The following is a 484-nucleotide window of genomic DNA, read 5'->3' as shown; positions in this document are numbered from 1 at the left end:
GCGCCCGGCGCGCCGCCGCCGAGAGGGCGGGCAGCGCGCCGAGCGGGCCCCTGCCCGCCCGCGAGGTGTCCGGTTCGGACACGGCGGAAAGGGGATTCTCGCGGACGGGAGTACTCATCGCGGAACGCGCACCTCCGGGATGTGCCGGGTGCCGATGCGCTTCCGGAAGACCCAGTAGGTCCAGCCCTGATACACCAGCACGGCCGGGGCACCGAACAACGCCAGCCAGCTCATGACCTCCAGCGTGTAATCGCTCGACGAGGCCGTGTCCACGGTGAGGGAGTTCGCGACGTCCACAGTGGACGGGAGAACGTCCGGGTACAGCGCGCCGAACAGTGCCACCGTCGTCGCCGTGATGACGAGCCCCAGCGCGGCGAAGGCCTGCCCGGCACGCCCCGCCGCGAGCCGCCACACGGCCACCGCGCCCGCCACGGGCACCACGGCCACCGACAGCAGTGACCACCCCGTGCCGTGCGCCGCCTGC

Annotated in this window: 1 protein-coding gene; it reads right to left on the bottom strand. The window is 73.3% G+C overall.

Features of this window, described 5'->3' with window-relative positions; genetic code table 11:
• Nucleotides 1-114 precede the first annotated feature (114 nt).
• A partial coding sequence (locus tag SACPADRAFT_RS30645; RefSeq protein ID WP_040924398.1) for a cytochrome d ubiquinol oxidase subunit II occupies nucleotides 115-484 on the bottom strand: 370 nt, incomplete at its 5' end.

This window comes from Saccharomonospora iraqiensis subsp. paurometabolica YIM 90007 (assembly GCF_000231035.2).
Lineage (GTDB): Bacteria > Actinomycetota > Actinomycetes > Mycobacteriales > Pseudonocardiaceae > Saccharomonospora > Saccharomonospora paurometabolica.
The sequence above is the reverse complement of the archived record's forward strand: the minus strand, read 5'-3'. Positions and strand labels throughout refer to the sequence as shown.